General features: G+C 72.3%; 22 protein-coding genes. 9 read left to right on the forward strand and 13 right to left on the reverse strand.

Annotated elements, in window-relative coordinates; genetic code table 11:
- Positions 1–34: 34 nt before the first annotated feature.
- The 4 genes from AB0B14_RS03760 to AB0B14_RS03775 all read right to left on the reverse strand — a co-directional run bounded on the left by AB0B14_RS03760 (position 35) and on the right by AB0B14_RS03775 (position 2630).
- A complete protein-coding gene (locus AB0B14_RS03760) occupies positions 35–385 on the reverse strand; it encodes a DoxX family protein (RefSeq protein ID WP_357075909.1) in 351 nt (116 codons plus the stop codon).
- A gap of 173 nt (positions 386–558) precedes the next feature.
- On the reverse strand, positions 559–1326 hold the full coding sequence (locus tag AB0B14_RS03765) for a hypothetical protein (RefSeq protein ID WP_357075906.1): 768 nt from the start codon (positions 1324–1326) through the stop codon (positions 559–561).
- 83 nt (positions 1327–1409) lie between these two features.
- On the reverse strand, positions 1410–2009 hold the full coding sequence (locus AB0B14_RS03770) for an ATP-dependent Clp protease proteolytic subunit (RefSeq protein WP_357521117.1): 600 nt from the start codon (positions 2007–2009) through the stop codon (positions 1410–1412).
- Positions 2010–2144: 135 nt separating this feature from the next.
- Entirely contained in the window at positions 2145–2630 is a 486-nt protein-coding gene (locus AB0B14_RS03775; RefSeq protein WP_357521119.1) for a helix-turn-helix transcriptional regulator, read from the reverse strand.
- Positions 2631–2817: 187 nt separating this feature from the next.
- Between AB0B14_RS03775 and AB0B14_RS03780 the strand changes: the two genes are divergently transcribed.
- Positions 2818–3831, forward strand: coding sequence for a potassium channel family protein (locus tag AB0B14_RS03780; RefSeq protein ID WP_357075897.1), 1014 nt, complete (start codon positions 2818–2820; stop codon positions 3829–3831).
- 27 nt (positions 3832–3858) lie between these two features.
- On the opposite strand, the gene AB0B14_RS03785 is transcribed toward AB0B14_RS03780, so the two are convergent.
- Positions 3859–4338: a MarR family winged helix-turn-helix transcriptional regulator gene (locus AB0B14_RS03785; RefSeq protein ID WP_357075894.1), complete on the reverse strand. Its 480-nt coding sequence runs from the start codon at positions 4336–4338 to the stop codon at positions 3859–3861.
- 82 nt (positions 4339–4420) lie between these two features.
- Here AB0B14_RS03785 and AB0B14_RS03790 point away from each other — a divergent pair, with 82 nt between their 5' ends.
- A complete protein-coding gene (locus AB0B14_RS03790) occupies positions 4421–5065 on the forward strand; it encodes an NAD(P)H-dependent oxidoreductase (RefSeq protein ID WP_357075891.1) in 645 nt (214 codons plus the stop codon).
- A gap of 70 nt (positions 5066–5135) precedes the next feature.
- Here AB0B14_RS03790 and AB0B14_RS03795 read toward each other — a convergent pair whose 3' ends face one another.
- The 3 genes from AB0B14_RS03795 to AB0B14_RS03805 form a co-directional block, all read right to left on the reverse strand.
- A complete protein-coding gene (locus tag AB0B14_RS03795; protein WP_357521121.1) occupies positions 5136–6170 on the reverse strand; it encodes a 2-oxoacid:ferredoxin oxidoreductase subunit beta in 1035 nt (344 codons plus the stop codon).
- The gene (locus AB0B14_RS03800) at positions 6163–8010 is read right to left on the reverse strand and encodes a 2-oxoacid:acceptor oxidoreductase subunit alpha (protein WP_357521123.1); all 1848 of its coding nucleotides are present in this window, start codon (positions 8008–8010) and stop codon (positions 6163–6165) included. Before AB0B14_RS03800 ends, AB0B14_RS03795 begins: the two co-directional genes overlap by 8 nt.
- A 362-nt stretch (positions 8011–8372) precedes the next feature.
- Complete coding sequence (locus AB0B14_RS03805; RefSeq protein WP_357521125.1) at positions 8373–9818, reverse strand: hypothetical protein; 1446 nt, start codon at positions 9816–9818, stop codon at positions 8373–8375.
- Between the two features lie 128 nt (positions 9819–9946).
- Here AB0B14_RS03805 and ndhC point away from each other — a divergent pair, with 128 nt between their 5' ends.
- Positions 9947–10324 (forward strand): NADH-quinone oxidoreductase subunit A, encoded by a 378-nt coding sequence (gene ndhC, locus AB0B14_RS03810; protein WP_088986508.1) that lies wholly within the window; start codon positions 9947–9949, stop codon positions 10322–10324.
- Between the two features lie 72 nt (positions 10325–10396).
- Here ndhC and folP read toward each other — a convergent pair whose 3' ends face one another.
- Positions 10397–11266: a dihydropteroate synthase gene (folP, locus tag AB0B14_RS03815; protein WP_357075878.1), complete on the reverse strand. Its 870-nt coding sequence runs from the start codon at positions 11264–11266 to the stop codon at positions 10397–10399.
- Positions 11267–11419: 153 nt separating this feature from the next.
- On the opposite strand from folP, the gene AB0B14_RS03820 reads away from it, so the two are divergent.
- The 4 genes from AB0B14_RS03820 (at position 11420) to AB0B14_RS03835 (ending at position 13846) form a co-directional block, all read left to right on the forward strand.
- Positions 11420–12064, forward strand: coding sequence for a DivIVA domain-containing protein (locus tag AB0B14_RS03820; protein ID WP_357521127.1), 645 nt, complete (start codon positions 11420–11422; stop codon positions 12062–12064).
- On the forward strand, positions 12061–12558 hold the full coding sequence (locus tag AB0B14_RS03825; protein WP_357075872.1) for an SRPBCC family protein: 498 nt from the start codon (positions 12061–12063) through the stop codon (positions 12556–12558). The genes AB0B14_RS03820 and AB0B14_RS03825 overlap by 4 nt, the downstream gene beginning before the upstream one ends.
- Positions 12559–12627: 69 nt before the next feature.
- Positions 12628–13197 (forward strand): DNA-3-methyladenine glycosylase I, encoded by a 570-nt coding sequence (locus tag AB0B14_RS03830; RefSeq protein WP_357075870.1) that lies wholly within the window; start codon positions 12628–12630, stop codon positions 13195–13197.
- 25 nt (positions 13198–13222) lie between these two features.
- Positions 13223–13846, forward strand: coding sequence for a hypothetical protein (locus tag AB0B14_RS03835; RefSeq protein ID WP_357075867.1), 624 nt, complete (start codon positions 13223–13225; stop codon positions 13844–13846).
- On the opposite strand, the gene AB0B14_RS03840 is transcribed toward AB0B14_RS03835, so the two are convergent.
- From AB0B14_RS03840 to AB0B14_RS03855, 4 genes are read right to left on the reverse strand one after another with little or no spacing between them, the layout of a single operon-like run.
- On the reverse strand, positions 13843–15084 hold the full coding sequence (locus AB0B14_RS03840; protein ID WP_357521130.1) for a DUF1501 domain-containing protein: 1242 nt from the start codon (positions 15082–15084) through the stop codon (positions 13843–13845). The two genes, AB0B14_RS03835 and AB0B14_RS03840, sit on opposite strands and share 4 nt — an antisense overlap.
- A gap of 14 nt (positions 15085–15098) precedes the next feature.
- Positions 15099–16397 (reverse strand): DUF1800 domain-containing protein, encoded by a 1299-nt coding sequence (locus tag AB0B14_RS03845; RefSeq protein WP_357521132.1) that lies wholly within the window; start codon positions 16395–16397, stop codon positions 15099–15101.
- Positions 16398–16456: 59 nt separating this feature from the next.
- Positions 16457–17248 (reverse strand): enoyl-CoA hydratase-related protein, encoded by a 792-nt coding sequence (locus tag AB0B14_RS03850; RefSeq protein WP_357521134.1) that lies wholly within the window; start codon positions 17246–17248, stop codon positions 16457–16459.
- 4 nt (positions 17249–17252) lie between these two features.
- Positions 17253–18071, reverse strand: a complete 819-nt coding sequence (locus tag AB0B14_RS03855) for a PaaX family transcriptional regulator C-terminal domain-containing protein (RefSeq protein WP_357075855.1) — start codon at positions 18069–18071, stop codon at positions 17253–17255.
- Positions 18072–18261: 190 nt separating this feature from the next.
- Between AB0B14_RS03855 and AB0B14_RS03860 the strand changes: the two genes are divergently transcribed.
- Together AB0B14_RS03860 and AB0B14_RS03865 are read left to right on the forward strand one after the other, a co-directional pair.
- Positions 18262–18429, forward strand: a complete 168-nt coding sequence (locus AB0B14_RS03860) for a DUF3117 domain-containing protein (protein ID WP_007455245.1) — start codon at positions 18262–18264, stop codon at positions 18427–18429.
- Between the two features lie 146 nt (positions 18430–18575).
- Positions 18576–20048, forward strand: a complete 1473-nt coding sequence (locus AB0B14_RS03865) for a leucyl aminopeptidase family protein (RefSeq protein ID WP_357521136.1) — start codon at positions 18576–18578, stop codon at positions 20046–20048.
- Positions 20049–20062: the final 14 nt, after the last annotated feature.

Here is a 20062-nt window from a genome sequence, read left to right on the forward strand (position 1 = left end):
GTGAACCGTGGCCCGGGCGGCCCGGCGGCACGGTTCACCAGTGGTAGGCCAGGTTCACCGTCAGCGCGGCCACAGTGGTGAAGAAGAAGACCGCCCACCCCACGAGGTGGCGGGAACCCACCCGCAGGTGGGCGATGAGCGCGCCCACGAAGTACAGCACGAGGCCGGCGGCGGCGAGTGTGCCCAGCAGCGGTACGGCGAACCCGGCCAGCAGCCCCAGGGAGCCCGCCGCCAGCGTCAGGCCCAGCCGGGGCAGCCACGAGTGTGGCAGGCGCTTCATGTCGGCCTGGGCCTTCGGATAGGCGTGGCCGATCAGGTAGGTGACGGCGGCGATGCCGGTGAAGACCGAGGCGAGAATCGTGACCGTGACGTAAGCGGCGAACATGTGCCCTCCCTGTGGTTGTCTGCCTCAGGGACGGATCGGTGCCGCGGTCTGTTACCGGCAGCGCTGTGACCTGCGGCACAGCGGGTGCCACGCGGGCTCGGGTCGGGCGTCGGACGCAGCGTGGGCTGCGGGAGACCCGCAGCCCACGCCTGTGCCGACGATGTGTCGGCCGGTCAGAGGAACGCGTACATCTCGGCGGAGGCCGCCTCGGTCTCGCCGGCCGGCGGAGCTTCCACAGTGACCGGCTTGCCGAAGTCGCTCATCCGCATCTCGGTGACGAGGTCACCCAGCGACTTCGTGGCAATCGTGTAGGAGAGCATGGTCATGCGCCCGTCGGCGTCGAGGGTCGCCTCGAACGGGATCGCCGTCGGGTCCTTCGCCAACTTGGCGGACGCCTCGATGCCGTCCTTCATTCCGGCCTCGGTGCTGGCCGCCGCGGCGGCCTTGTTGAGATCGGCGACGCCGGTGTAGCGGCCCTCGCCGGTCTCCTGGGCGGACACGGTGCCGCCGATGAGGCCGGTCTGCGACTTGAAGTCGAACGACTGGCGCAGCGTGCTGCTCGGCTTGAGCTTGCTGAGGTCGATCTTCATCCAGGGCTTCTTGCCTTCGAGCGAGTCCGACTTGAGGTAGGCGGCGTCGCCGATCATCCGCACCTCGATCGGCTCCGGAGCCTTACCGCTGATCTGGACCGCGCGGGCGGCCGGGTCCATCTTTCCGCTAAGGGTGATCGACTGGGCGCCGGCCTTGACCGAGGCCTGCATGCTGAGCGCGCCAGCGAGGCTGCGGTCCATGCCCTGCTTGACGGCGGCAACGGGGTCGGCTTTGGACGTCGCCGGGGCGGCCGACCCACCGGGCGTCGCCGGCTTGTCGGAGTTGGTGCCGCAGCCGCCAACGAGGGCGACGGCGAGGGCTATCGAAAGGGTGGGTATCAATCGGCGCATAGACGTGACCCTAATGGGCGGCCGCTACCCGGTTTTGCCCGTGGTGGCGGCGCCGCAGGTCAGGGTGGGTCCAGTCGCGGGGATCAGGCTGTCGGCAGCTGCTCGGCCCGGCTGAGCACCTGGTCGATGAGGCCGTAGTCCCGGGCCTGTTCGGCGGTGTACCACCGGTCCCGGTCCCAGTCCCGCTGGATTTCCTCAAGCGTCCGTCCACTGTGTTGGGCGATCAGCTCCTGCATCGTCCGCTTCACGTACAGCATGTTCTCCGCCTGGATCCTGATGTCCGAGGCGGTGCCGCCCATTCCACCGGACGGCTGGTGCATCATGATCCGCGAGTGCGGCAGCGCGTAGCGTTTGCCGGCCGCGCCCGCGCAGAGCAGGAACTGCCCCATCGAGCCGGCGAACCCGAGCGCCAGGGTGGCCACGTCGTTGCGGACGTAGCGCATCGTGTCGTAGACCGCCATCCCCGCGCTCACCGACCCGCCCGGCGAGTTGATGTAGAGGAAGATGTCGCGGTCGGCGTCCTCCGCGGCGAGCAGCAGGATCTGCGCGCAGATCTGGTTGGCCGACTCCTCGGTCACCTCGGTGCCGAGGAAGACGATCCGTTCCCGCAGCAGCCGCTCGAACACCTGGTCGCCGAAGGACGGCTGCGCGCCGTCCACCATCCGCACGCCGTGGGAGATCATGGGTCGCCGCCTTCCACCGTGCCGGCGAGCGGTGGGACCGCCCGGTGGACCGGCCCCTCCAGCGTGCGGCGACAGTGGTCGTTGGCCCAGTGATTCTGCCGCCGGCAGATCCGCCGACGGCAGAACCCGCGCGGCCTACGCGGCGATCACCCGCCGCGCGCCCGCCCGGGCTCCCGCACAGGCACGCAGAGCGGCGGTACGCGGACCGGAGCGCGAGCCACCAGCGGAGGCCATCGCCCCGACGCAGAGGGTCGGGCCGCTCGCCCCGGGCGCCCGGTGCAGGACCGGCCGGCTCGTCCGCAGGGCGTGCTGGCCCGTGTCGTGCCGAGCCGCCTCGGCGCGGTTGAGCCGGGGGAGTTGCGCCCGTGGCCCGGCCGGGACCCGAGGCTCCACCCGGCGCAGGTCGTCGCGGGCCGCCTCCAACAGGTCGGAGAGGCGGATGCCGAGCGCCCGGCAGATCGCCGCGAGCACCTCCGAGGAGGCCTCCTTGCGACCGCGCTCGACCTCGGACAGGTAGGGCACGGAGACACCGGCGGACGCGGCCACCTCACGCAGCGTTCGGCCCTGGCTCTGGCGCAGTCGGCGGAGCACTCCGCCGATGACTCGTCGCAGCAACGACATGCCGGCCTCACTTTCGCGGTCGTCGTCGGGAACACCCTCATCATGCCCGTCTCCGGCCGTCCGGGCCGACCCGTCCGGGCCCGCGCCGCTCGACGACGCTGGTCCGCTGCGCAACCCGGACGTGCCGGGCACGGCGTACCCGCTATGTTGTGCTCGTGCAGGCGACGGTGGCGGGGCAGGTTCGACGGTGATCCATTTTCCCGCGCAGCGCCGGGGCCCGCTGAGCGCGCTGAGCCTGCGGCTCGCCGCCGCCCTGGGCCTGGTCTTCGCCGTGGTCGCCGCGGTCTATCTGGGCCGGGACGGCTACCGCGATGTCAACGAGGACGGCCTCACCCTGCTCGACTGCTTCTACTACGCGGTCGTGTCGCTCTCCACCACCGGCTACGGCGACATCACGCCGGCCGCGCCGTCGGCCCGGCTGGTCAACGTCCTCTTCATCACTCCGGCCCGAGTGATCTTCCTGATCATCCTGGTCGGCACCACCCTGGAAGTTCTGACCGAGCAGTACCGGACCGGCCGTCGCCTGTCGCGGTGGAGGAGAAGCGTGAAGGACCACGTCATCATCTGCGGCTACGGCACGAAGGGGCGGAGCGCGGTCTCCGCGCTGCTGGAGAATGGTCTGGACCGGTCGCGGATCGTGGTGGTGGAGCGCAGCGCGGCCGCCCTGCGGCAGGCCACCTCCGCCGGTCTGGTGGCGATCGAGGGCTCGGCGACCCGCTCGTCGGTGCTGAACGAGGCGCACGTCAAGAACGCCAAGGCCGTGATCATCGCGACCGACAGTGACGACGCGTCGGTGCTCGTCGCGCTCACCGTACGGCAGCTCACCGCCGGGCAGGTCCGGATCATCGCGGCGGCCCGCGAGGCGGAGAACGCGCCCCTGCTCAAGCAGAGTGGCGCGCATCACGTGATCGTCTCGTCGGCCACCGCGGGCCGGCTGCTCGGCCTGTCCACCTCGGCCCCGCCGCTGATCGACGTGGTGGAGGATCTGCTCACTCCGGGTCAGGGCATGGCGTTGGCGATGCGCTCGGCGGAGCGGGACGAGGTGGGCCGTTCACCACGCGAACTGGAATCGTTGGTGATCGCTCTGGTGCGCCGCGGCAAGGTGGTGACCCTGGCCGACCGGGCCGGCGCGGTGATCGAGACCGGCGACATGCTGGTGCACGTACGCGACGACCGCCCGCAGTCGGCGACGACCGCCTGATCGTCGGGCGGCTGTGGTGGCGGCTGGTCAGCAGGTGTCGTCGGTGCCGCTGAGCACCTCGGTGCAGCTGACCGACGTGCCGCTGGAGGCCCGGCTCAGCAGCTTGTAGAGCGTCTCCCGCTCGGCGGGATCCAGAGCGCCCAGCACCTCGTCCTCGGCACTGGCCAGGGCACATTCGGCCTCGTTGAGGCGTTTCGCCCCGTTTTCGGTGAGCTCGACGACGTGCCGGCGGCGATCCTCGGGGGAGCGCCGACGCTCCACCAGCTGCTCCGCCTCCAGGTCGTTGAGCAGCCCGACGATGTTGGTGCTGTCCATTTCCAGGATGGTGGCGAGCGCCTGTTGGCCGGTGCCGCCGCCAGCGCGCAGCACGGTGAGCGCGACCAGGTGCCGGGGGCGTAGCCCCAGCGGTGCCAGCACCGACTCCGACCGCAGTCGCATCCGTCGGGCCAGATGGTCCAGGAGGGCGCCCGAGCGGTGCTCTGCGGAGTCGAGCGGCTGCGCGGACATGTGACCCAGTCTACCGACCCGACGGAACATCGGCCTGCTATAAATAGTTGGTGCTGCACAGACGATCCTTGGAGGAGGAATAATGCATTTGCTGCATATCGACTCGAGCATTCGGGGTGACTGGTCGGTCAGCCGCCGGCTCACCGCCCGCGCGGTCGCCACGTGGCGTGCGGCCCATCCGGACGGCACGGTGACCTACCGGGACCTGGGCGCGGATCCGCTGCCCCACCTGGACGCGGCGGGCGGCCTGGCCCGGATGACGCCCGCGGACCAGCACACCCCGGCACAGCGCGAGTCCTGGGAGCTCAGCGAGCGGCTGGTCGACGAGGTGAAGCAGGCCGACGTGGTGCTGCTCGGCCTGCCGCTCTACAACTACGGCGCACCCAGCAGCGTCAAGTCCTGGGTCGACCACCTGATCGTCGCCGGGCTCACCTACGACCCGACGACGCAGGAGGGCCTGCTCGGCGGCCGCGAGTTCGTGGTGCTGGCCACCCGGGGTGGCGGCTACGGCGAGGGCACCCCACGGCACGGCTGGGACCACGCCGAGCAGTGGCTCCCGCACGGCCTGTCGATGACCGGGCTGGAGCCGCGCTTCATCAGCACCGAGCTGACCCTGGCGCCCTCGGTGCCGGCGATGGCCGAGCTGATCCCGCTGCACGAGGCGAGCCTCGCGGCCACCGAGAAGGAGATCGACAACCTCTGGACGCCGGCCGCCGCCCAGCGCTGAGCCAGCACCGGTACGAACGAGAGCGGCCGCCCCCGGATCGGGGACGGCCGCTCTCGTCAGGTCGGACGGGTCAGAGAATGGTCCAGGTGTCGCCGCTGCCCAGCAGGCCGGCGAGCTGCTGCTCGGGGGTCTCGGTGACCGTCGCCCTGGCGGCCGCGAGCTGACCCTGCACCACGCTGTCGTAGGACGGTCGGTCCACCGAGCGGAACACCCCGATCGGGGTGTTGCGCAGGTCCAGGCCGGGCAACCGGGACAGCGCGAAGGCGTACGCCGGGTCGGTCACCGTCGCGTCGTGCACGACGATCTCCTCCGGGCGGACCGAACTGGTCTCCCGGACCTCCAGGCCGAAGCCACCCGGCGGGTGCACCACGCAGAACTGCCCGTCGGCGCCGAAGGTGATCGGCTGGCCGTGCTCCAGGCGGATCAGGTAGTCGTCCCGGGTGGACGGGTCCTTGAGCTGCTCGAACGCCCCGTCGTTGAAGATGTTGCAGTTCTGGTAGATCTCCACGAACGCCGAACCCTCGTGCTCGGCGGCGGCCCGCAGCACCGACTGCAGGTGCTTGCGGTCCGAGTCGATGGTTCGGCCGACGAAGCTGGCCTCCGCGCCGAGGGCGAGCGAGAGCGGGTTGAACGGGGCGTCCGCCGAGCCGGCCGGGGTCGACTTGGTGACCTTGCCGACCTCGGAGGTCGGCGAGTACTGACCCTTGGTCAGACCGTAGATCCGGTTGTTGAACAGCAGGATCTTGAGGTTGACGTTGCGCCGCAACGCGTGGATCAGGTGGTTGCCGCCGATGGACAGCGCGTCGCCGTCACCGGTGACCACCCAGACCGACAGGTCCGGTCGGGACACCGACAGGCCGGTCGCGATCGCCGGGGCACGGCCGTGGATCGAGTGCATCCCGTACGTGTTCATGTAGTACGGGAAGCGGGACGAGCAGCCGATCCCGGAGACGAAGACGGTGCGCTCCCGCGGGATGTTCAGCTCCGGCATGAACTGCTGGATGGCCGCCAGGATGGCGTAGTCACCACAGCCGGGGCACCAACGCACCTCCTGGTCGGACTTGAAGTCCTTCGCGGTGAGCTTGAGGGCGACGGGCTCAGACATTCTTCAGGACCTCTTCCAGCGTCGTCTCCAGCTCGGCGGCCGTGAACGGCAGGCCACGGACCTGGTTGTAGCTGATCGCGTCGACCAGGTAGCGGGCCCGGATGACGTGGGCGAGCTGGCCCAGGTTCATCTCCGGGATGACCACCTTGTCGTACGAGCGCAGCACCGCACCGAGGTTGGCCGGCATCGGGGCCAGGTGCCGCAGGTGCGCCTGGGCGATGGACAGGCCGCGCTGGCGCACCCCACGGCAGGCCGCGCCGATCGGCCCGTACGTCGAGCCCCAGCCGAGGACCAGCACCCGGGCGTCGCCGTCCGGGTCCTCCACCTCGATGTCCGGCACTCCGATCGCCTCGATCCGGGCGGCGCGGGTGCGCACCATGAAGTCGTGGTTGGCCGGGTCGTAGGAGATGTCACCGGTCTTGTCGGCCTTCTCCAGGCCGCCGATGCGGTGCTCCAGCCCGGCGGTGCCGGGGATCGCCCACGGGCGGGCCAGGGTCTCTGGGTCGCGCAGGTAGGGCAGGAAGGTGGTGCCGTCGTCGCCGTTGGGCTCGGTGGCGAACTCGACCCGCAGGTCGGGCAGCGACTCCACGTCGGGCAGCAGCCACGGCTCCGAGCCGTTGGCCACGTAGTTGTCGGACAGCAGGATCACCGGCGTGCGGTAGGTCAGCGCGATCCGGGCCGCCTCCAACGCCGCGAAGAAGCAGTCCGATGGTGACCGGGGCGCGATCACCGCGACCGGTGCCTCTCCGTGCCGACCGTAGAGCGCCATGTTGAGGTCGGCCTGCTCGGTCTTGGTCGGCATGCCGGTCGACGGGCCGGCGCGCTGCACGTCCACGATCACCAGCGGCAGCTCCAGCGCCACCGCCAGCGAGATCGTCTCGCTCTTGAGTGCCACACCCGGGCCGCTGGTGGTGGTCACGCCGAGCGACCCGCCGTACGACGCGCCAAGCGCCGCGCCGACCGCGGCGATCTCGTCTTCGGCCTGCACGGTGAGCACGCCGAAGCGCTTGTGCTTGCTCAGCTCGTGCAGGATGTCCGACGCCGGAGTGATCGGGTACGCGCCGAGGAAGACCGGCAGCCCGGAGCGGACCCCGGCGGCGACCAGCCCCAGCGAGAGCGCCGCGTTGCCGGTGATGTTGCGGTAGGTGCCCGGCTTCATCTTGGCCGGCTTGACCTCGTAGCGGACCCCGAAGTCCTCGGTGGTCTCGCCGAAGTTCCAGCCGGCCTTGAAGGCGGCGACGTTCGCCGCGACCAGCTCCGGGCGGGACGCGAACTTGCGCTCCAGGAAGCGTAGCGTCGACTCGTACGGTCGCGAGTACATCCAGGAGAGCAGGCCGAGGGCGAACATGTTCTTCGACCGCTCGGCGTCCTTCTTGGACACCTGGTAGTCGGCGAGCGCGCCGACCGTCATCGAGGTCAGCGCCACCGGGTGCACGACGTAACCGGCCAGCGAGTCGTCGTCCAACGGGCTGGCCTGGTAGCCGACCTTGGCGAGGTTGCGCCTGGTGAACTCGTCGGTGTTGACGATGATGTCCGCGCCGCGCGGTAGGTCGGCCAGGTTGGCCTTGAGGGCCGCCGGGTTCATCGCCACCAGCACGTTGGGCGCGTCGCCCGGGGTGAGGATGTCGTAGTCGGCGAAGTGCACCTGGAAGCTCGACACACCGGGCAGGGTGCCGGCGGGAGCCCGGATCTCGGCGGGGAAGTTGGGCAGCGTGGAGATGTCGTTGCCGAGCTGCGCCGTCTCCGAGGTGAACCGGTCGCCGGTCAACTGCATGCCGTCGCCGGAGTCACCGGCGAACCGGATGACGACCCGGTCGAGCTGACGGATCTGCTTGGTCACTGTGCCACCTTCGTTCGCGACTGCGGGGCTGGCAAGACCGGCTCACTCCTCGCACTCACGCCTCGCTGCGCGCGGGCGCACGGGCGGCTGAACATGATGGTGACCTCGCCTTGCCCGGCCACGGAACCTCCTTGACGCGACGTTTCACCGCACCGCCTCAGGCGAGTCCGGCCGCTGTCGTACCCTCACCCGAGAGCCTACGTCTAAGGGGGCCCTAACCACTGCCGGAGGTCCGCCGACTGGGACCACCCTGGGCTAGGGAATGCCCTGGTTTGCGGTCTTACGCACCGCCCGCCGTAATTCAGATCACCACTCGGCGACCCCGGCGACCCCGAGCACGCGCGGTCGGGGTCGCCCGTCGATCAGTCGGCGGCGTGGGGCGCGGGCTCGGGCCTGGAGCCGGAGAACCGGCGGCGCAGCGCCGTGGTGGCCAGCGTGAGAGCCAGCACCACCAGCAGGCCGGACACCACGATCAGGAGGACCGCGGTGCGCTGCACCGAGGTCATCCCGTCGTCGCCGGCGGCGACACCCCCGGGGAGTACGCCCTGGGAGCCGGTCGGCGCGGGTGGTGAGACCACCGGTGTGGCCAGCGCGGCCGCCGCGGTGATCCGGAAGCTCATCTGCACCTGCCGGGTCGGGCCGCTGCGCGGGTCGAGTCGACCGATCAGGGCACCGGACGACGGCGCTTCCCGCTGGGCCTGCGGCGTCGCCTCCACCGGCAGCCGCAACTCGACGGTCTCGCCCGCTGGCACCGGGCCCGCGTCGCACCGGGTCCTGGTCTCGTCGACCGCCACGCAGCCGGGCGGCGGGGCCGGGACGGTCACCCCGGCCGGCAGGACGACCTCGACCTGACCGGCGGCGTCCACCGTGCCGGTGTTGCCCAGCCGGAGCGCGAGGGCACTGGCGGCGCCGCTGATGTCGAAGGCGACCTCGTCGGCGGCCAGCGTGATCCCGGGCACCGGCGGGCCGGGCGGGAAGAGCACCGCGAAACCCTGGTCGTCGACCGCTTCCCCGGGCACGCCCGGCGCGTCCGCGACGACCCGGACGGAGCCGGCGAGAGGCATCCTCTGCCACGCGGTGCCGTCGACCCGCAGTCGGAGCAGGGCGCTGAACCGGGCGCCGGCTCCGGTCGTCCAGGCCCCACAGGAGTACGCGCCGCCGCCGGCGGCGGCGCAGCCCTTCGTCCCGGCGTCGGTCAGCCCGGCCGGCAGCGTGTACGAGAGGCGGATGCGTTGTGCCGTCGTGCCGGTGTTGTTGACAGTCACCTGGAGGGTGGCGGCCGAGCTGGCCGCGTTCCAGTACGCCTCGGTGAGGGTGACGTCCTGGGTGGTGACCTGCACGCCGAGCGGGTTCGGCGGCGGTGCCTCCGGACCCGGGGCCGGCGGGCGGACCGACGGGACCGGGGGAGCCGGCGGCACCGGGGGCACCGGTGTGGGTGCTCCGCCCGGCCCGGGCGCGGCGTTGCTCGGTGCCGGCGGCACCTCCGGCGCGGTGGTCTCCGGCGCCGGCGGCGTCGTCTCCGGTGGCGCCGCGGTGGTCTCCGGCGCCGGGTTGGTCGGCACCGGGTCCCCGCTCGGCTCCTCGGTCGGCGGCGGGTCCTGCGTCGGGGTGGCCCCGGGGTCGCCCCCCGGTTCGTTGACCGGGTCGGTCGACAACACGACCGGGACCGCGTCCGGTGCCGCCGCGCTGGCCCAGGCCGGCCCAACGGCGAGCGCCGCGAGCAGACCGAGCGCGAGCGAGACCGCCAGCAGGGACGTGGGGCGCGGCCCAACCGCCCGCGTACCGGGCGATGCCTTCAGGCGGGCCATCTGTCCTCCGGTGACATGGGTGGGGGTCCAATATCCGTAACAGTTGCCCCGGTGCACTAGTCCCGTGTGGAAACAAATCCGTAACGTGTTTGGGACGGCCACTCCGGGCGGGCGGTAGGCTCCCGACTGTGACCGGATACCTGGGCTCGTACGCGACGCTCGGTCTCTTGCTGCTCGCCAGCGTTCTGTTCTTTGTTACGGCGTTCTCGGCCAACCGGGTGTTACGCCCCGCGCGTCCGGCCGACCCGCCCGGCAAGCGGGCCAGCTACGAGTGCGGGCTCGACCCGGTCGGCGCGGACTGGGCACAGATGCAGATCCGCTACTACGTGTACGCGTACCTGTACGTGCTGTTCGCGGTCGAGGCGGTGTTCCTCTTCCCGTGGGCGGTGGTCTTCGACCGGCCGGGCTTCGGTCTGGTGACGGTGGTGGAGATGGCGGTGTTCGTGGCGGTGCTCGCGCTCGGCATCCTCTACGCCTGGCGCCGGAACATCCTCCGCTGGACCTGAGCGCCCCGACCTGCGGCGATCGTGCCGGGTCGGCCCGACTGTCGGCGGTCGGGTGCGGCGACGACCGGACAGTCAGGCCAGGCCGCGGCGGGTCGCCGCCGGCGGGCGGTCGCCCCGGATCGAGGCCACCATGTCCAGCACCCGGCGGGTCGGGCCGACCTGGTGGGCCCGGAACACCCGGGCGCCCAACCAGGCCGAGACCGCCGTCGCGGCGAGCGTCCCCTCCAGCCGTTCGGGCACCGGCAGGTCCAGCGACTCACCGATGAAGTCCTTGTTGGAGAGCGCCACCAGCACCGGCCAGCCGGTGCCGGTCAGCTCGCCCAGTCGGCGAGTGATCTCCAGGGAGTGCCGGGTGTTCTTGCCGAAGTCGTGCGCCGGGTCGATGAGGATGCCGTCGGGGCGTACCCCGGCCGCCACCGCGCGCTCAGCGAGGCCGGTCACCGTCGCGACGACGTCGGCGACCACGTCGGTGAAGGCGGCGCGGTGCGGTCTGGTCCGGGGGACCAGGCCGCCGGCGTGCGCGCAGACCAGGCCCGCGCCGGTCCGCGCGGCCACCCGGGCCAGGGCCGGGTCGGCACCCGACCAGGTGTCGTTGAGCAGGTCGGCGCCGGCCGCCACGGCCTCCGTCGCCACCTCGGCGCGCCAGGTGTCGATCGAGATCACCACCTCGGGGAACGCGGCCCGGACGGTGGCGATGGTGTCCACCGTGCGGCGGATCTCCTCGACGACGTCCACCTCCACGCCGGGGCCCGCCTTGACCCCGCCGATGTCGATGATCGCCGCGCCCTCGGCCACGGCCCGCTCCACCGCACGCAGAGCGCTGTCGGCGGCGAAGGTGGCCCCCCGGTCGAAGAACGAGTCCGGTGTGCGGTTGATGATCGCCATCACCACCAGCTCGTCGGGGGCGAACGTGCGCCCGCCCAGCCGAAGCGCCCCGGCCATGCCCGCCTCCCGAGAGTCCGCCGTCGCCGCCGCGTCGGCCGACCCCGACGCTAGCTGGTAGCCGGGCCGCGACCGTGGGCGGCGTCGGTACGGATCGTGATCGGGACGGGTGGCGGGGTCGCTACCGGCCGGCTGCCGTGCCACGATCAGTACATGGGTCAGCTTCTGCTCCTCCTGGTCGTGGCGTTGACGGTCGCGGCGGTCGTATTCGGCGTGACGGTGCTGGTCAGCGGCCGTGATCCCGGTCTGGTGCCCGCCGAGCCGGATTCGCAGGCCGTGGCGTTGCCCGGCACTCGACCACTGCGTGAGTCCGACGTGGGCGCGGTCCGTTTCGACACCGCTCTGCGCGGGTACCGGATGTCCCAGGTCGATCAGGCGATGCGCCGTGCCGCCTACGACATCGGCTACAAGTCGGAGCTGATCGGCGTACTGGAGGCGGAGGTCGCCGCGTTGCGTGAGGGCCGCACCGACGACGCGGACGTGCTGCGTGACGCCCGCGAACAGTCCGCCAGCAAGGCGGCGTCCGCGGACACGGCCCAGCCCGACGCGGCCCAGCCCGACGTCGCGGAGTCCGACGTCGCGACGGTCTCGTCGACCGACGAGGCGGGCTCCGGAGCTGCGCCGGTCGGCGCGACCGGCACGGGTCCGCTGCCCACCGCCACCTCGTCACCTGCGGATTCCGACGGCGTGGCCGTCGTTCCCCCGAGCGACGAGCCGGCCGATCGTGAGCAGACCGACGGCGCGCCCGCCGCCGGCACCGGGCAACACGGCGCGACGGTTCGGTCGGAGTCGGCGTGACCGGGCCGGGCGGGGCGGACGATCTTCGTGAGGCCGCCCACCCCGGTGCTGGTGAGGTAACCGCCACCGTGATCGTCGACGCCCCGGCCGAGCGGGTCTTCGCCGCCCTGCTCGCCTGGGAGCGTCAGTCCGACTGGATCCCGTTCACCCGCGTCCGCGTGGTCGAGGGCGACGGGCGCGAGGGCAGCCGGATCGAGGCCGTGACCGCGATCGGCCGGGCCGTGCTGCGCGACGAGATGCGGGTGACCCGCGTCGACGAGCCGTACGAGATCGGCGTGGTGCACTACGGCCAGTTGCTGCGCGGCCCGGGTGTGCTGCGCTGCACGCAGTTGGGCCGGGACCGCACCCAGGTCGTCTGGCACGAGTGGTTCCACCTGCCGGGCGGCCGGGCCGGTCGACTGGCGTGGCCGGTGCTCTGGCCGGGCTCCAAGCTCGGCCTCACCCAGGCGCTGAAGAGGTTCGCCCGTCTGGTGGAGCAGGGCCGGCTGCCCTGAGCGCGACCGGCACCCTGCCAACCCGGCGGTGGCGACGGGGTGTCGGAGCGATGCCCTAGCGTGTACGACGTGACTGACCTGGTGATCGGTGCCGACGGGCTGCCCCGTTGCGCCTGGGGGTCGAGCACCCCCGACTACGCCGTCTACCACGACACCGAGTGGGGGCGGCCGCTGCACGGCGACGACGCACTGTACGAGCGGATGACGCTTGAGGCGTTCCAGTCCGGGTTGTCCTGGCTGACGATCCTGCGCAAGCGCCCGGCGTTCCGGCTGGCCTTCGACGAGTTCCACATTCCGACGGTCGCCGGCTACTCCGACGCCGACGTGACCCGGCTGCTCGCCGACGCCGGCATCGTCCGCAACCGGGCCAAGATCGAGGCGGCGATCGCCAATGCCCGCGCCGCCCTGGAGGTGCCGGAAGGGCTGTCCGCGCTGCTCTGGTCCTTCGCCCCGGCGCCCCGGCCCGCCCGCCTCACCTCATTCGCCGAGCTGGCGCCGATCACCGCGGAGTCGACGGCGATGGCCAAGGCACTCAAGAAGCGCGGCTTCCGGTTCGTCGGCCCGACCACCGCGTACGCGCTGATGCAGGCCACCGGCATGGTCGACGATCACATCGTCGGCTGTCACGTCACCCGCTGACCGGCGACATGATGGGATGGCGGGTATGACGACCGAGACCGCGTACCGGGCCGGTGGATCCGGCCGTGCCGACGGCGTGGGCACCTGGGCGGTGCTGCTGCCCGCCGAGCGGTACGAGGCCGAGCGGCTCGTGCACCACGACACGTTGGAGCTGACCGGCCTGGCCGGCATCGCCCGGCCGGGGCCGGGAGACCGGGTGGCGGTGCTCGTCGACGCGCCACCACGGCTGGTCGCGCTCGGTCGGGTCAGCACGGCGGGTCAGCGCCACCGGGACGACCCGGACGACCCCCAGTCGCCGGTCGAGCCGGAGACCGTCGTCGTGGCGTACACCCGGCGGTCCTTCGACGAACCGGTGCCGGCCGACCTGCTGACGCTCGACGGGCCGGTCACCGCCCTGGACCCGGCGGCCTTCCGGGCGCTGGCCGACCAGCTCGGCCCACCCCCGGCCCGGCGCACCTGGCTGGTCAGCCTCGACCTGCCGATCGAGGCCGCCACGCGGGCCGAGGCGGTCCGACTGTTCTGGTCGTACGTGCAGGAGCTGGGCCCGCGTGAGCTGCCCACCTTCGTCTCGCCGTCCGGCGACGAGCTGGCCATGCAGGCGTTCGTGCTGGGCGAGCAGGCCAACCAGGACCCGGAAGAGGACGACTAGAAGAGCTTGTCCACTCGTCCCCGCCAGTCGGCGAGGATCGGGCCCGGGTCGGTGTCCAGCACCCGTTCCAGCAGCGTGGCGTAGACATCCCGGAAGTCGGTGGTGTATTTCAGGTCGCCGTCGTCGAGATCGGTGAGGCTCGGCGGCGCACCGTGCCAGCCACCCCGGACACCCGCACCGAGCAGCAGCACGTCCGAGGCGGTGCCGTGGTCGGTGCCGTCCGAGGCGTTGGCCCGGACGCGACGGCCGAACTCGGAGTAGACCGCCACCACCACCTTGCGGCCCGCCTCGGTGCGACTCATCCGGTCGGCGAACCCGGTCAACGCCCGGTCCACCTGACCCAGCAGGACGGCCTGCAACTGCTTCTCGTCGGCGTGCGTGTCGAAGCCGCCGAGCGACACCGAGAAGGCCCGGGTGGACACTCCCGCCTCGACGCACTGGGCGACCAGGTCGAGCTGCGCGTCGAGTGGGGTGCGTGCCCCGCCGGTCGCCGTGGCGGGCGCCTGCTCGCCGTCCGGGTCCGCCGCGTCCGGGTCGACGGAGTCGCGTACCTGGCGGATCATCTCGTCCACCGACCGCAGGTCGGCGAAGCAGGCGGCGGCCCGGCCCCGGGCCGCCGACTCACCCGCCTCGGCGGCGGCGAGCGCGGCCAGCGTCTCGGCGGGCAGCCCCTTGGCGGCCTTCCGGTCGGCCACCGGCACGGCCGCGCCCGCGCTCCGCTCCCCGGCCAGCAGTGGCGGCAGCGCCGGCTCGAAGGAGACCGCCAGCCGGGGGTCCCCACCGGCGGAGTCCAGCCAACGACCCAGCCAACCGGTGTTGCTCGGCCGGTCCGGCTGCGCGGTGTGCCAGATGTCCATCGACCGGAAGTGGCTGCGGTCCGGCTTCGGGTAGCCGACCCCGCGCACGATCGCCAGCCCACCGTCGGACCAGCGCCGGTGCAGGCCGGCCAGTGCCGGGTTGAGGCCGAAGCCGTCGTCCAACCGCAGCACCTCGCCGTCCGGGTACGCCAGCTCGGGGCGGGCCGCCCGGTAGGCCGGATCGGCGTACGGGATGACCGTGTTGAGCCCGTCGTTGCCGCCGTAGAGGGTCACCAGCACCAGCGTGCGGGCCTGCGGATCACGGTCCCCGCTGGTGTCCAGCAGGTCCCGCAGGCCGTACGCGCCGGCGCCGGCGGCCAGCGCGCCCGCGCCGACCACCCCGCTGGTCAGCAGGAACCTGCGTCGGGTCTGGGTGTCCATGTCGACTCCTCCGCTCAGCTGACTGTGTATTCGGGGCTGACCAGGCCGGCGGCCAGCAGCTTGCGGGGGTCGCCGGCCAGCGGGGTGAGGGCGGCGCGGGTGCGCGCGCTCCAGCCGTCGACCACCAGCAGCCGGGCCAGCGCGTCCGGCCGACCGGCGGTGGGCGCGGCGGTCAGCCGGGCCAGCACCGCCGGTGCCACCGCGGCGGCGAGCATCCCGGCCGTGCGCAGCCGGGCCTGCAGCGACGAGGTGGTCAGCCAGGCGGCCCCGGCCGGCCAGCCGCCCACGCTCGGCGGTCGCAGCGGCACCTGGTCCAGCGCGTTCAGGCCGGCCAGTAGTTGTTTGTGTTGCTGCTCGGGTAGGGCGGAGGGTCGGATGCCCAACTGCCGCAGTGCGCCGACCAGCCACTCCACCGGCTGCTTGACGAGCGTGCCCCGGGTCTGTGCGAAGGCCGGCGACGAGAGGATCGCCCGCAGGGTCGCGATGGTGTCCGCGCCGGCCAGGCCCTGCGGTGCCGGGACGTCGGTGCCGGCGTAGCGGAACCAGAGCCGGCCGGCCACGAAGGTCGCCGCCGCGGGTTGGGCGGCCAGCAGAGCGGCGTACGACTCGGCGTCGAACTGGCCGCTCTGGCCGAGGATGGTCTTCGCGCCGGGGTCGTGTCGTTTGGCCTCGAAGTGGGCCACCCCGGTACGCCTGTCGACCACCCAGCCCGTCAGGGCACGCGCGCCGGCCTTCACGTCCGCCTCGGAGTAGGTGCCGATGCCGAGGGTGAACAATTCCATCAGCTCGCGGGCCAGGTTCTCGTTCGGCGCCTTGCGGGTGTTCTTCTGCCCGTCCAGCCAGATGATCAGGGCGGGGTCGCGCACCATCGCGGCGACGAGGGGGGCCAGCGGCCCCCGTCCGTGCCGGCGCAGCGTGTCCAGTTGGCCCTGCATCACCCGGGCCGACTTGACCTTCTGCGCGCTCGTCGCCCAGTGCCCGTGCCAGAAGAAGAGCAGCTTCTCGGTCAGCCCGTCCTCGGCGGCCACCATCCGGTCCAGCCACCAGCCGGTGATCTGCTGGAGCTGCTTGCGACGCTCCGCGTTGGCCTGCTGCCGCTGCTCGCGGGTGGATTTGCCGCTCAGCTGGGCGTACGGGTCGGTGGCCAGCACCGGCGGCGGAGTGGCCGCCGCGCCACGATCGGCGCGGGTCGGGGTGAGCAGGCTGTCCAGGGTGGCCGCCGGACCGGCCCGCTCGGCGGCGTCCACCTCGTCTGCGGTCGGCCCGAAGGTGGCCCGGCGCAGCAGGTGCGCCACCGCTTCACGATCGCTCATGGACGCCGACGTTAGGCGGCCGGTGTTCGAGGACGGTAAGGGCGGCGTGTGAATTGCGTTCAGCGTCCCTCGAAGACCGGTTTCTGCTTGGCGACGAAGGCGAGCGTGGCGGCCCGGTGATCGGCGGTGGCACCGCAGATCGACTGGGCCTGCGCCTCGGCCGCGAGGGCGTCGGCGAGGGTGCCGGCGTCGGCGATGGAGAGCTGCCGCTTGATCGCCCCGTAGGCGATGGTCGGACCGGCGGCGAGGCGAGCGGCCAGCTCCTGGGCGGTCGGCAACACCTTCTCGTCGTCATCCACCAGCCGGTTGAGCAGGCCCAGCCGGCAGGCCTCCTCGGCGCGGACGGGCTCCGCCAGCAGCAGCAGTTCCACCGCCTTGGCGTGGCCGACCAGCCGGGGCAGGGTCCAGGAGGCGCCGGTGTCGGCGGCGAGGCCCACCTTGGCGAAGGCCATCAGGAAGCTGGTGGTCGGGCCACCGATGCGGATGTCGGCGAGGAACGCCAACGACGCGCCCGCGCCGGCGGCCATGCCACGAACCGCGGCGATCACCGGCTTGGGCAGGTTGGCGAGCCGAGCGGCGATCGGGTTGTAGTGCGCCCGCACGGTGCCCAGCGGATCATTTGCGGAGTTTTCCAGGGTCGACACGTGTTCGCGCAGATCCTGACCGGCGCTGAACGAGCTGCCGGCCCCGGCCAGCACGACGGCCCGGCAGGACCGGTCGGTCTCCAGCTCCGCCAGGGCGTCCCGCAGCGCCTCCTTCAGCGCCACGTCGAGCGCGTTCATCGCGTTCGGCCGGTTCAGCGTGAGGGTGACGACGGCGTCGGTCCGGTCGACCAGCAGCGGCTCGGTCACGTGTCTAACGACCCTTCTGTCGGACGAGGCGGTTGCCGGCATCGAGGCACTGTTCGACGTACCGGTCCGCGGCCGGACGCAGGCGGGCCGCGTGCCGGTCGAAGAAACTGGCCGCGGCGGTGCCGGGCCAGCGTTCGGGCAGCAGCGCCGGGGGCAGCTGCGGGTCCCGGAAGAGGAACGTACGCCAGGCGTGCACGAGCCGGAACCGGGTCGCGTACGCCTCCTCGTCGCTGCTGCGCACGGTGACGGCGGAGAGGAGTGGGCGCTGGTCGGCGACGAACCGCTCGTAGGCGCGGCCGATCTCGGTCAGGTTCCATGCGCGCCGGACCACACCCATGGCGCCAGGGGTGCCCGAGAAGTGCGAGGCGGTGAACCGCTCGAACCGGATGCCGGCCTCGGCGAGGATCAGGTCGACGTCGTCGGCGGGGCGGGTCGCGACCCAGGTCTGCTCGTCGAGCGTGCCGTAGCCGAGGAAACTCAGGTTGGCGGCGAGCCGCTGCCGGTCCCGTCGGGAGCCGGGGGCCTCCAACACCAGCAGATCGAACCGACCGTCCCAGGTGACCCGGCCGGTCCGGTAGATCCGCGACGCTGCCTCGTCGAGTCGCCGGGCGGCTTTCGGTGTGATCGAATAGCCCGGTCCGGAGATCAACCGCAGCGGTTCGAGCCAGCCCTGGCGCACCATCCGGGACACGGCGGTGCGAACGGCTGGCGGTGCAATTCCCAGCGGCGCCAGCAGCTTGACCAGGGCAGCAACCGGTGCGCGGCCACCCCGGGGTCGGAGGTGGTCGCCGTACAGGTCGAAGAGTGCCGACCGTGCCTGCATGACCGCACATTGTGACAGGCCTTCTCAAGATAAGCTAGATGCTGTTACATCAATGCTGCTCCGGTTTGGGTCCGGCGGTGTTCATCAGGGAAAATCGTCTGTCGACACCCCCGCGACCGTTGCGGGTGGTCGTGACGAAGTGGCTGTGGGGCAACCCACCGACCCTGGTGTAGGTCTGAGGGGAGACAACATGGCGGCGATGAAGCCGCGGACGGGCGACGGTCCGCTGGAAGTCACCAAGGAGGGGCGGGGCATCGTCATGCGGGTCCCGCTGGAGGGTGGTGGCCGGCTCGTCGTCGAGATGACTCCCGACGAGGCCAACGCGCTCGGTGACGCGTTGAAGGCGGCGGCCGGCTGAGTAAGGAGTGGTCCGGGCGGCTTGCGCCGCCCGGAGCGTTCTTCGGACCCTGAGCCACCGGTATCGCCGGTGGCTCAGGGTCTTCATCGGCGCGGGCAGGCGGCTCAGTCCCGCTCCGCGACACTTTCCTGGAGGTACGGTTCCGCGTGCTCGCCATCCGTCTGACCGCCGAGCCCGACCGGCTCGACGTCCTCGTCCTGCCTGTCCGTCCCGTCGATCCGGCGGTGGACGGAGGTGCCTCGGTCGAGCCCGTGTCGACCGCCACGACGCCCCCGGACGACACGGCCGGAGAGGCAGCCGCGCTGGTGCCGGCGGCCCGACTGACCGGCCGAGCCGGCGAGATCCACACCCAGCTTCGCCCCGGTCGTACCCCGGGCCGGCTCCTGCTGCTCGGCATCGGCGACGGTGGCGAGGCGGCCTGGCGGACGGCAGGCGCGGCCCTGGCCCGCTCCGCCGCGGATGAGACGCATATCACTATCGCGCTGCCGGCCGAGGTCACTCCGGCCGCGGTGCGGGGGCTGACCGAGGGGCTGCTGCTCGCCCCGTACCGGTACCGGCTGACCGAGGCGGGCGACCCCCCGACGCTCAGCGCCGTCGACCTGCTGCTCGCCGACCCGGCCACGTTCGAGGCCACCGTCGCCACCGCCCGGACCACCGCGGCGATGACCCATCTCGCCCGTGACCTGACCAACACCCCCTCGTCGGTGAAGACCCCGCAGTGGTTCGCCGACCAGGTGACGTCCGCCGCCGCCGACCTGCCGGACCTGCGACTGCGGGTCCGCGGCCCGGCCGAGCTGGTCGCCGAGGGCTTCGGCGGGATCCTCGCGGTGGGCGGTGGCTCGGCCAGCGGCCCCCGACTGGTCGAGCTGGACTGGCACCCCGCCAACGCGCGTACGCACGTGGTGCTGGTCGGCAAGGGCATCACCTTCGACACCGGCGGCATCTCGATCAAGCCGGTGCCGGCGATGAAACTGATGCGCAAGGACATGGCCGGCGCCGCCGCGGTCGTCGCCGCCACCCTCGGCGCCGCCGCGCTGCGGTTGCCGGTCCGGATCACCACGCTGGCCCCGCTCGCCGAGAACATGGTCAGCGGCTCGGCGTTCCGCCCCGGCGACGTCATCCGGCACTACGGCGGCACGACGAGCGAGACGACGAACTCCGACGCCGAGGGCCGTCTGGTCCTCGCCGACGCCCTGGCGTACGCGGTGCAGCAGCTCAAACCGGACCTGCTGATCGACCTGGCCACCCTCACCGGTGCCAACGCCGTCGCCCTGGGCAAGCGCACCGCCGCCCTCTACAGCGAGAACGACCAACTGGCCGCCGACGTGCTGGCCGCGACCGAGGCGGCCGGCGAGTCCGCGTGGCGGATGCCGCTGCACAACGACTACGCCGAATACCTGGGCAGCGACATCGCCGATCTCTACAGCGCGCCGGCACAGGGCGCCGGCTCGGTGCTGGCCGCCCTCTACCTGCGCGAGTTCACCGGCGAACTACGGGACCGCTGGCTGCACCTGGACATGTCGGCCCCGTCCTGGGCGGACGGCGACGCCGCCGAGGTCAGCCGCGGCGCCACCGGCTGGGGCGTGCGGTGGCTGCTGCGCTGGCTGGCCAGCGTCTAGGCCCCCCGCGCGCC

It is taken from the genome of Micromonospora sp. NPDC049171 (genome assembly GCF_040648275.1).
In the GTDB taxonomy this organism is placed as follows: Bacteria; Actinomycetota; Actinomycetes; order Mycobacteriales; family Micromonosporaceae; genus Micromonospora.